We start from the raw sequence: 11,183 nt of genomic DNA on the forward strand, positions 1-11,183 counted from the left end.
GGGAGGAGCCTGACCAAACTCAGGAAGCCAGAGCCAACGGCGCTTCCCCCGCCAACAACCGGATGTCATCGATCCCCGGCACCCGCTCGATCAGCGCCGCCAATTCCGCATCGATCTTCACGTCCCGCGCCACGCGCAGCTCCGCGACCCCGCCCTCGACCGCCGCATTCACCACCACGTCCCCGCGCCCGCCACGCGCGCCCGCGCAGATGCGCGCCAGCGCCGCGACTGCACCCGGATCGGCAATCGACACGACAAGTTTCAGCTTGGTCGTGCCCTGCATCTCCTCGAACGGGCGGATATGCTTGATCGTCACACGCGGCGTTTCCTCGCCCGCCTTGCGGTCCAGCTCGACGCGCGCAAAGCCACAGCTTCCGGTGCGCGCCGCACCCTCCAGGTCGCTGGCGATCTCGTCGTCGAAACACGTCGCCACGAACTGCGCCGATGCATCGGAACAGGTCGCCATCAGATATCGTCGCCCCTTTGCCGACGTCCGCCAGACAGCGGCCTCGATCAGCAACGCCATCCGCGCCTCGCTCCGCCCGCCGTCCACGGTCGGCGGATAGCTCGACAGTTCGGAGAAGCTGCGCGCTCCCATGGCCTTGGCGATATGGCGATACCGATCGGTCGGATGCGCCGAGAAGTAGAAGCCGAACGCCTCCTTCTCCGCCGCCATCCGCTCCGCCAGCGTCCATGGTTCCGCCTTCGGCAACCGGATCGGCGAAGCACCGCCGCCGATATCGCCGAACAGCCCACCCTGCCCGCTGGTCCGTTCGTTCAGCGCACTCGCCGCATGCGCCAACACCGTCTCCGCGCCCGCGAACACGCTTGCCCGGTCCGGCGCGATCCCGTCGAACGCCCCCGCCCCCGCCAGCGCCTCCAGCTGCCGCCGGTTGAGCAGCCGCGGATCGACCCGCCCGGCAAAATCGTCGAGGCCCGCGAACGGACCGTTCGCCGCGCGCTCGGCGATAAGCAACTCCATCGCCTTCTCGCCCACGCCCTTCAGCGCGCCCAGCCCGAACCGCACCTCGCCGTCCTCGACCGAGAACTCGGCGTCCGACGCGTTCACGCACGGCGCCCGGCACGCGACCCCCATCCGTCGCATGTCGTCGGTCCAGATCGCCAGCTTGTCGGTCAGCGCCATGTCGTAACACATCGACGCGGCATAGAATTCCGGCTTGTGATGCGCCTTCAGCCACGCGGTCTGGTACGCCAGCAACGCATAGGCCGCCGCATGGCTCTTGTTGAAACCGTATCCCGCAAACTTGTCGATCAAATCGAACAGCGTATTGGCCTGTGCAGCAGGAATCCCGTTCACGCGCAGGCATCCGTCGACGAACCCGGCACGCTGCGCATCCATCTCCGCCTGAATCTTCTTGCCCATCGCGCGGCGCAGCATGTCCGCCTCGCCCAGCGAATAGCCCGCCAGGATCTGGGCTGCCTGCATCACCTGCTCCTGGTAGACGAAGATCCCGTACGTCTCGCCCAGGATCGTCTCGAGCAGCGGGTGCGGATATTCGATCGGCTCGCGCCCGTTCTTGCGCGCGCCGAACATCGGGATATTGTCCATCGGCCCCGGCCGGTACAGCGACACGAGCGCGATGATGTCGCCGAAATTGGTCGGCCGCACCGCAGCCAGCGTCCGCCGCATCCCCTCGGATTCCAGCTGGAACACCCCGACCGTGTCGCCCTTCTGCAGCAGCGCATAGACCGCCGGATCGTCCCAGCCGAGCGTGCCGAGATCGACCTCGACGCCGTTCTTCGCCAGCATCTGCACGCCCTTCTGCAGCACCGACAGTGTCTTCAGCCCGAGAAAATCGAACTTCACCAACCCCGCCGCCTCGACATATTTCATGTCGAGCTGCGTCACCGGAATGTCCGATCGCGGATCGCGGTACAGCGGCACCAGCTGGTCGAGCGGCCGGTCGCCGATCACCACGCCCGCGGCATGCGTCGACGAATGGCGCGGCAGGCCCTCCAGCTTGCGCGCCAGATCGAACAGCCGCCGGACCTGCGCGTCCTCGCGATATTCCGCCGCCAGTTCGGACACGCCGTTCAGCGCGCGATCGAGCGTCCAAGGGTCGGTCGGATGGTTCGGCACCAGCTTGGCCAGCCGGTCGATATGGCCATAGCTCATCTGCAGCACGCGCCCGGTGTCCTTCAACACCGCGCGCGCCTTCAGCCGGCCGAAGGTGATGATCTGCGCCACATGGTCGCGCCCATATTTGGCCTGGACGTAGCTGATGACCTCGCCGCGCCGCGTTTCGCAGAAATCGATATCGAAATCGGGCATCGACACGCGTTCCGGGTTCAGGAACCGCTCGAACAGCAGGCCGAGTTTCAACGGGTCGAGATCGGTGATGGTCAGCGCCCACGCAACTACCGAACCCGCGCCCGATCCGCGCCCCGGGCCGACCGGAATATCCTGCTCCTTCGCCCATTTGATGAAATCGGCGACGATCAGGAAATAGCCCGGAAACCCCATGTTCACGATCACGTCCAGCTCGAAATCGAGCCGTTCGAAATAGTCGGGATAACGCTCCGCGATCGATCCCTCCCCCGGCCGCGGCGCACCCGCCGCCTCCGCCTTCTCCAGCCGCTGGATCAGCCCCGCGCGCGCATCGTCGCGCAGCATCGTCGCCTCGCCCTCGCGGTCGCCGGCAAGGCTGGGCAGGATCGGTTTCCGCGTCGGCGCCATCACCGCGCAACGCTGCGCCACCACCAGGGTGTTCGCGATCGCCTCGGGCAGATCCGCGAACAGCCGCCGCATCTCGTCCGCCGGCTTCATCCAGTCGTCGACGCAGGACCGCTTGCGCTCCTCGGTCTCTAGATAGGCCGACCCCGCGATGCACAGCATCACGTCGTGCGCGGGATGGAAATCGGCCTCCGCAAAACAGGACGGGTTCGTCGCCACGATCGGCAGGCCGCGCGCATAGGCCATCGCTAGCAGCGCCGCCTCCGCCCGCTCCTCCACCTCATGCCCGCGCCGCGCCAGTTCGATATACAGCCGCTGCGGAAACAGCGCCTCCAGCCGCTCGACATAGTCCGCCGCCGCGTCCGCCTGTTCCTCCGCCAGCATCCGCGCCAGCGCCCCCTCGCCCGCCGCGGTCAGCGCGATCAGCCCGTCCGTCCGCCCGTCGAGAAACGCCATCGGCACATGCGCATCCTCATGCCCCGGCCGGTCGAGATGCGCCGCCGACACCAGCGCGCACAGATTGTCGTAACCCTGCGTATCCTGCGCATAGAGCGCCAGCCAGTCGATGACTGCCGGCTTGCCCGCCGCGATCCCCGGCCGGCACACGCCGAGCAGCGCGCCGACGATCGGCTGCACCCCCGCCTTGGTCGCCCCCTCGCAAAACGGCATCGCACCGTACAGTCCGTTCCGGTCCGTGATCGCGGCGGCGGGAAAGCCCAGCTTCCGCGCCTGCGTCGCGATCGCCTTCGGCTCGATCGCCCCCTCCAGCATGGTGAAGGCGGAGAAGATCCGAAGCGGTACGAAGGCGTTATGCAGCATCCCCACTCTATGGGGCGCACGAACGATTCGTGAAAGAGCGCGACGCGGACCGCACGCAAGGAATGCGACGAGTCAGTGACAGGAGCCGCGAAGCAGGATCCGGTTCACGACGGTTCGGGGAACCTCGTTTTTATCCTCCATCCCCCACCCCCACGCCGTTTGCACACCCGCCCATCCCGAGCGAAGTCGCGGGCCCCTTCGAGCGAAGCCGAGAAGCCAACCGAGAACCCCGCGTAACTCGGAAGCTCAGACGCGCACCCCCAGCAAGGCCACCCCAAAGCCGATGAACAGTGCCCCCGTCACCCGGTTGAACGCGCGCATCGCCGCCGGGCGATCAAGATAGGCGACTAGCTTCGCACCCCCAGTCGCATAGATCGCGTACCAGACCGCCTCCACCATGGCGAAGGTCGTGATCAGGATGGCAAATTGCGGCCCCTGCGGCTGCGATCGGTCCACGAACTGCGGCAGGAAGGCCGCGGCGAACAGGAGCAGCTTCGGATTGCTGATCCCGATCGCGAATCCGCCGCGGAACAGCTGCGCGCTCGACCCATAGGCCCCGATCGTGCCGGACCCGACGTCCAGCGGCGCATCCCTGCCGCGCCACGCCCTGATGCCCAAATAGAGAAGGTACGCCACGCCGACATAGCGCAGCACCCCGAACAACCATGGCGACGCCATCATTACCGCGCTCAGCCCCAGCGCCGACGCACACAGCACGATGACCAGCGCAACGAGGCACCCCGCCATGGCGGCGAGGCTCCGCCGCAAGCCGAACCGCACGCTCCGCGTCATGACGTGCAGCATGTTCGGCCCCGGCGTGCCGCACAGCACGACCACCGCCACTAGGAACAGCCACCAGACGTGCAGCGTCATGCCAAAAGCCCCGCGCAGAACCCGTCAGGAGACAACACTCACTCGCCCCTCGTGCAACCGCACCACGCGGTCCATCTTGGCGGCCAGCCGTTCGTTATGTGTCGCGACCAGCGCCGCGGAGCCCTCGCCGCGCACCAGCCGCAGGAATTCGCCGAGCACGATGTCGGCGGTATGTTCGTCCAGATTGCCGGTCGGTTCGTCCGCCAGCACCAGCTTCGGCCGGTTGGCCAGCGCGCGGGCGACCGCGACGCGCTGCTGCTCGCCCCCCGACAACTGGCTCGGCCGGTGTGACAGCCGGTGACCAAGCCCGAGAGCGGTCAGCAAAGTCTCGGCACGCGCCTGCGCCTCGGCTCGCGTCCCCCCGCGGATCAGCGCGGGCAGCACGACATTCTCCGCCGCGGAGAAATCGGGCAGCAGATGGTGGAACTGATACACGAACCCCAGTGCATCGCGCCGCACCCGCGTCCGCCCGTCGCTGTCCAGCTGCGCCGCCTCCTCGCCCGCGATCCGGATCGACCCCTCGAACCCGCCCTCGAGCAGCCCGACCGCCTGCAACATCGTCGACTTGCCCGACCCCGAAGGCCCGACCAGCGCCACGATCTCGCCCGCACCGACCGACAGGTCGACTCCGCGCAACACCTCGATCGTGACGTCGCCCTGCACGAAACTGCGCTTCAGATCGGTGACTGTCAGCACATCGGTCATGCCGCGAACCCCACTATTCATACCGCAACACCTGCACCGGATCCGTGCTCGCCGCCTTCCACGCCGGGTACAGCGTGAACAGGAATGTCGAACCGATCGCCATCGCCACGATCGCGAACACCTCCACCGGGTCGGTCCGCGCGGGCATTTCGGTCAGGAACCGGATCGACGGATCCCACAAATTCTGCCCCGACAGATATTGCACGCCGTCGACGATCCCCTGCCGAAAATACAGCAGGATGAACCCCAGCGCGACGCCCGCCAGCGTGCCCAGCGCGCCGACCGTGACGCCCACCGTCATGAAGATCCGGATCATCGCCCCGCGCGATGCGCCCATCGTGCGCAGGATCGCGATGTCGCGCGTCTTGGCGCGCACCAGCATGATCAGCGACGACAGGATGTTGAACGCCGCCACCAGGATGATCAGCGACAGGATCCAGAACATCACCACCCGCTCGACGCTCAGCGCCTCGAACAGCGCGGCATTGTTCTGCCGCCAGTCGCGGATCTCCGCCTGGCCGGCGATCTTGGGCACCAGCGGCTTCAATATGTCCTGAACACGGTCGGCATCGTTGGTGACGATCTCGACCATGCCCACGCTGTCGCCCAGCATCAGCAGCGTTTGCGCGTCCGCCATCGGCATAATGACGAATGCATTGTCATAATCATACACGCCGACTTCGAAGATCGCGCCGACCGTGTAGCCGACCGATCGCGGCAGCGTGCCGAACGGCGTCGTCTGCCCCTGCGGACTGATGACCGTGATCGGCGCACCGACCGATGCGCCCAGCGTCTCGGCCAGCCGCGCCCCGATGGCCACTTCGCCCGACCCGGGCCTGATGTTCGCCAGGCTGCCCGCGACGATATTGTCGCGGATCAGCGGGTTGCCGGTGATGTCCTTCATCTGCAAGCCGCGCACCAGGATGCCCGCGACCCGCCCGTTCAGGCTTCCCATCAGCGGCTGTTCGATCAGCGGCGTCGCCTCCGTCACGCCCGGGGTCGCCTGCGCCTCGCGCACGATTGCCCGCCAGTCGGGCAGGCTGCCACCATAACCCTGCACCACCGCATGGCCGTTCAGTCCGGCGGTCTTGTCGAACAGGTCGGCACGGAACCCGTTCATCACGCTCATCACGGTAATGAGCGCCGCGACGCCCAGCATCACGCCGATCATGCTGATCGACGCGACCAGGAAGATGAACGACTCGCCCTTCCCCGGCAACAGATACCGTTTCGCGATCATCCGTTCGTAGCGATTGAGGATCATGCCGGCGTCCTATCATCGCGAAAACGTGAACCGCCGCTGACGCCGCAAAGTTGCCGTATCCCCGCGCATGCGGGGGTCCAGTTCCTCGCTCCGATCTGCACCCCCGCCTCCGCGGGGGTACGACGAGCGAAACTCACCCGCGCACCCGTGCCAAAGCCTCGCCGGCGCTCAGCTCGACCTTCTCGCCCGTCGCCCGCCGCTTCAGCTCGACGACGCCCTTCTCGATCCCCTTCGGCCCGATCACGATCTGCCAGGGCAGGCCGATCAGGTCCATCGTCGCGAACTTGGCCCCGCCACGCTCGTCGCGATCGTCGTACAGCGTCTCGACGCCCGCCGCCTGCAACCGCGCATACAGGTCGTCCGCCGCCGCCGCACAGCGCGCGTCATCCGCGCGCATGTTGATGAGGCCGACAGCATAGGGGGCCACCGCGTCGGGCCACACGATGCCGCGATCGTCATGGCTCGCCTCGATGATCGCGCCGACCAGCCGGCTGACGCCGATGCCGTAGCTTCCCATATGCGGGTTGACCGACGTACCGTCAGTGCCCTGCACGCCCAGGCCCATCGCGGCCGAATATTTCGTCCCGAAGTAGAAGATATGCCCCACTTCGACCCCGCGCGACTGGCGAAGCGCGTCGCCCGCCGCCGCTTCGCGGTCCGCATCGCGCTTCTCGTCGGTGGCGGCATAGTCGGCGGTGTAGCCATCGACCACGCGCTGCAGTGCGTCGGCGTCGTCGAAATCGACCGTCTCGGGCTCGGTCGCCGCGTCCCAACTGGCATGATAGAACACGTCGCTCTCGCCGGTCGGGGCCAGCACGATGAATTCGTGGCTCAGGTCGCCGCCAATCGGTCCGGTATCGGCCTGCATCGGTATCGCGCGCAGCCCCATCCGCGCGAACGTGCGCAGATAGGCGACGAACATCCGGTTATAGCTGTGCCGCGCGCCGGCCTCGTCCATGTCGAACGAATAGGCGTCCTTCATCAGGAATTCGCGCCCGCGCATCACGCCGAACCGCGGCCGCACCTCGTCGCGGAACTTCCACTGGATATGGTACAGCGTCCGCGGCAGGTCGCGGTAGCTCCGCGCCGCATCGCGAAACAACGCCGTCACCATCTCCTCGTTGGTCGGCCCGAACAGCATCTCGCGGTCGTGCCGGTCGGTGATCCGCAGCATTTCAGGGCCATAGGCATCGTAGCGGCCGGACTGGCGCCACAGGTCGGCGGACTGCATCGTCGGCATCAGCATCTCGACCGCGCCCGACCGGTCCTGCTCCTCGCGCACGATCCGTTCGATATTGCGCAGGACCTTCAGCCCCAGCGGCAGCCAGGCATAGATCCCGGCCGCGGTCTGCCGCACCAGTCCCGCGCGCAGCATCAGCTTGTGGCTGACGATCTGCGCGTCGGCGGGCGACTCCTTCGTCACGGGCAACAGATAGCGGGAAAGACGCATTATATTTGGGTATCCGGACGAGGGACGGGGCCTGGCTGCTCTAGAACGCCACCCCCGCCCCGACAAGTCGCGCGACATGTTGCAGTACTGACACAGGGTGCGCTCTTTCGCACGGCCGGGGCGACGCGGTGGATGACAGGTCGTTCACCACGGCGTAACTCCTGTCTCACGAACACAGGCAACGCCATGGTTCGGGGAGGCTTTGGAGCCCATGGGACCGTCAGGGGGCGGTCGCATGAGAAGCCCAGGCTGAAAACGGGGGCTGACGAGCGATCGTCACGCAGGCGTCCGGGTCGGAAACGGCCCGGACGTTTGCATTCCAGCCGAATTTTTCTCGATCCGACGATGCGCCCGAGCGCCGCGCCATGCGTTCCTAGGTGCTCAACCCGATGAAGGAGCGCCGCATGGCCAGCCAGCCCCCCGTCCCCGAAGTCCCCGGCACGATGCCGGTCGACGTCCCCGTCCCGACCCCGGTCGATCCGACGCCGCCGACCCCCAGCGACCCCGTCATCCCGAACCCGTCCGACATCCCGGTCACCAGCAACGTGACCCAGACGCAGGCCTGACGACTTCACGAAACGCTAACCGGGTCGGGCGCATGGCAGCTCCATGTCGCCCACCCGTTACAGCAGCCTGTTCCGCAACCGCTGGCTCACGATCATGTGGGCGGCGGGCGTTTGCTGGAGTGCTGTCGAGTTCACAAGCTGCATGGATCTCGGTCCGCCGGACGGCGTGGCCGCACAAACCACAGCGGCTACCGATGACGCGGCGAGTCTGAACGAATTGCAGGCGCTTGTCGGGCAACTGGAAAAGTAGCGCCGGATGCCTGCGGTTGCTTGGCGTCTGGGATGCAGGGTTAAACACGTTAGGCCTGGCTCCCAGGATCCCGGATCAAGGCCAATATAAAAACCGCAAAGCCGTTTCGCAGCCCTCAGAACCGACGAACCTTGGATTAACCCATCTCGGAGCCGTCGACATCGAGCGCCATCAAGGCAACTTCCAGGCATAATCGAAGGAGTTTCGCGATTCCGCCCGGGACAGGCAGTTCAGGCCAACCCCATACGCACTAGACCAGCCGACTTTGCGCCACCGCCGCCGCAATGAAGCTCTGGAACAACGGATGCGGCGCGAACGGCTTGGACTTCAGCTCCGGATGGAACTGGACGCCCACGAACCAGGGATGATCCGGCCGCTCGACGATCTCCGGCAGTTCCCCGTCCGGCGACATGCCCGAAAACACGAGACCGCCCTGTTCCAGCGCCGCGCGGTAATGCACGTTCACCTCGTACCGGTGGCGATGCCGTTCGGAAATCGCCTCGTCGCCGTAGATGCCCGCCACACGGCTTCCACCCGCCAGCTTCGCGTCATAGGCCCCGAGCCGCATCGTGCCGCCCAGGTCGCCACCCGCCGCCCGCACCTGCAGCCCGGCCTCGGTCATCCATTCGGTGATGAGGCCGACCACCGGTTCCGCGGTCGCACCGAATTCGGTGGTCGATGCGGCGGACAGTCCCGCAGTGTTGCGCGCCCCTTCCACGCAGGCCATCTGCATGCCCAGGCAGATGCCGAAATAGGGTACCTTGCGTTCGCGTGCGAACCGCACGGAAGCGATCTTGCCCTCCGACCCGCGCTCGCCAAACCCGCCCGGCACCAGGATCGCATGCAGCGGCTCCAGCTGCGCCGCCAGGCCGTCGGCATCCTGTTCGAACAGTTCCGCGTCCAGCCAGCGGATGTGGACCTTTACCCGGTTGGCGATCCCGCCATGGACCAGCGCCTCGTGCAGCGACTTGTACGCATCCTGCAACCCGACATATTTGCCGACTACGCCGATCGTGACCTCGCCCTCGGGGTGGCTCAACCGCTCCTCGATCTCGGTCCAGCGCGACAGGTCGAGCGTGGCGGACGTGTCCAGCCCGAATGCGTCCAGCACCGCCCGGTCCAGCCCTTCGGCATGATATTGCACGGGCACGCCATAGATCGACTTGGCGTCCAGCGCCGGGATCACCGCTTCCTTGCGCACGTTGCAGAACAGCGCGATCTTCGCCCGGTCGCTGTCGGGCAGCGGCCGGTCGCACCGGCACACCAGGACGTCCGGCTGGATGCCCAGCGCGGTCAGGTCGCGCACGCTGTGCTGGGTCGGCTTGGTCTTCAGCTCGCCCGCCGCGGCGATATAGGGCACCAGCGTCAGATGCACGAACGCGGTCCGGTCGCGGCCCAGGTCGTTCCGCAGCTGGCGGATCGCCTCCATGAAGGGCAGCGATTCGATGTCGCCCACCGTCCCGCCAATCTCGCAGAGCACGAAATCCAGCCCGTCCGTCTCGGCCCGCGCGAATTCCTTGATCGCGTCGGTCACGTGCGGGATCACCTGCACCGTGGCACCCAGATAATCGCCGCGCCGTTCCTTGGCGATGATCGTCTGATAGATGCGGCCCGACGTCACATTGTCCGACTGTCGGCTCGGCACGCCGGTGAACCGCTCATAATGGCCGAGATCCAGATCGGTCTCCGCCCCGTCGTCGGTCACATAGACCTCGCCATGCTGGTACGGCGACATCGTCCCCGGATCGACGTTCAGATAGGGATCGAACTTCCGGATGCGGACGGTGTAGCCACGCGCCTGCAACAACGCCGCAAGGCTCGCCGCCATGAGTCCCTTGCCGAGTGACGAAACCACGCCACCGGTGATGAAAATAAACCGTGTCATGGGAGTATCGCGTTAGCGACCCGACCGGGGGGACGGCAAGGCCCCGACTCCGCGACGCCCGACATTAGCTGGGGATCGTTTCGAGGGAAGGGATAACCGGGGAGGCCCTGAGGGACCAACTCCAGCCGCCAGCCATCCCCGTCAGGCCTGACCTGGTCCGGGATCCCGCTGTCGTCGAACCTTCCCAAGGTCGCCTCATTCCCGGATCGGGCTGAAGACCTCATGCTCTAGCAGCGCCCATGCCAAGCGCAGTCGAGGGACTCGTCGAGCGCAGCCGAGACGGCCAACAGTGCCGTCGGCTACGCCCGCAGAAATGCACCGACTGCGGCACCGTCGCAGTCAGTCCCGTGCGTTTGTCAGCAAGCAGTCGAAGGGCTCGGCAGGGCCGGGGCGTCACCCTATCCCACAGCTTACTGCCCCGCAGCGTTACCGGTCGCAGGCGTCGGCACGTCCACCACCGGAGCGGCCGCAGCCGGGGTCCGAACAGCCGGCGTCGTCGCACGCTCGCGGCGCTCCGCACGTTCCGCGGCGCGCGTCGCGGGGCGCGGCGTGTCGGCGGCGGCCGGGTTGGTGCGGACGGTCGCTGGCGGGTTGCTGATCGGCGTGTCGGTGATCGCCGCTGCGCCGTTCGTCAGCGCGCCCGTGGTCACCGCCCCCGCCGCCGCCGCAACCGGGT

Annotated in this window: 9 protein-coding genes; 2 read left to right on the plus strand and 7 right to left on the minus strand. The window is 66.8% G+C overall.

Features of this window, described 5'->3' with window-relative positions; translation table 11 throughout:
- Nucleotides 1-19: 19 nt before the first annotated feature.
- The 5 genes from dnaE to proS form a co-directional block, all read right to left on the minus strand.
- Nucleotides 20-3,514 (minus strand): DNA polymerase III subunit alpha, encoded by a 3,495-nt coding sequence (gene dnaE, locus BKY59_RS01065; protein ID WP_076068252.1) that lies wholly within the window; start codon nucleotides 3,512-3,514, stop codon nucleotides 20-22.
- A gap of 246 nt (nucleotides 3,515-3,760) precedes the next feature.
- The gene (locus BKY59_RS01070) at nucleotides 3,761-4,387 is read right to left on the minus strand and encodes a LysE family translocator (RefSeq protein WP_076068253.1); all 627 of its coding nucleotides are present in this window, start codon (nucleotides 4,385-4,387) and stop codon (nucleotides 3,761-3,763) included.
- Between the two features lie 24 nt (nucleotides 4,388-4,411).
- Complete coding sequence (locus tag BKY59_RS01075; RefSeq protein WP_076068254.1) at nucleotides 4,412-5,092, minus strand: ABC transporter ATP-binding protein; 681 nt, start codon at nucleotides 5,090-5,092, stop codon at nucleotides 4,412-4,414.
- A gap of 13 nt (nucleotides 5,093-5,105) precedes the next feature.
- Entirely contained in the window at nucleotides 5,106-6,356 is a 1,251-nt protein-coding gene (locus BKY59_RS01080) for a lipoprotein-releasing ABC transporter permease subunit (RefSeq protein ID WP_076068255.1), read from the minus strand.
- A 133-nt stretch (nucleotides 6,357-6,489) separates the two neighbouring features.
- Nucleotides 6,490-7,806, minus strand: a complete 1,317-nt coding sequence (proS, locus tag BKY59_RS01085) for a proline--tRNA ligase (protein ID WP_076068256.1) — start codon at nucleotides 7,804-7,806, stop codon at nucleotides 6,490-6,492.
- A 404-nt stretch (nucleotides 7,807-8,210) separates the two neighbouring features.
- Between proS and BKY59_RS17560 the strand changes: the two genes are divergently transcribed.
- Together BKY59_RS17560 and BKY59_RS01090 are read left to right on the plus strand one after the other, a co-directional pair.
- A complete protein-coding gene (locus BKY59_RS17560; protein ID WP_165374778.1) occupies nucleotides 8,211-8,372 on the plus strand; it encodes a hypothetical protein in 162 nt (53 codons plus the stop codon).
- Nucleotides 8,373-8,415: 43 nt separating this feature from the next.
- Nucleotides 8,416-8,622, plus strand: a complete 207-nt coding sequence (locus tag BKY59_RS01090) for a hypothetical protein (RefSeq protein ID WP_076068257.1) — start codon at nucleotides 8,416-8,418, stop codon at nucleotides 8,620-8,622.
- 250 nt (nucleotides 8,623-8,872) lie between these two features.
- Here the strand turns inward: BKY59_RS01090 and BKY59_RS01095 are convergent, their stop codons facing one another.
- Both BKY59_RS01095 and BKY59_RS17565 read right to left on the minus strand, forming a co-directional pair.
- Nucleotides 8,873-10,507, minus strand: coding sequence for a CTP synthase (locus tag BKY59_RS01095; RefSeq protein WP_076068258.1), 1,635 nt, complete (start codon nucleotides 10,505-10,507; stop codon nucleotides 8,873-8,875).
- A 410-nt stretch (nucleotides 10,508-10,917) separates the two neighbouring features.
- A partial coding sequence (locus tag BKY59_RS17565) for a hypothetical protein (protein WP_420822066.1) occupies nucleotides 10,918-11,183 on the minus strand: 266 nt, incomplete at its 5' end.

Source organism: Sphingomonas montana (assembly GCF_001956315.1).
GTDB lineage: Bacteria > Pseudomonadota > Alphaproteobacteria > Sphingomonadales > Sphingomonadaceae > Sphingomonas_R > Sphingomonas_R montana.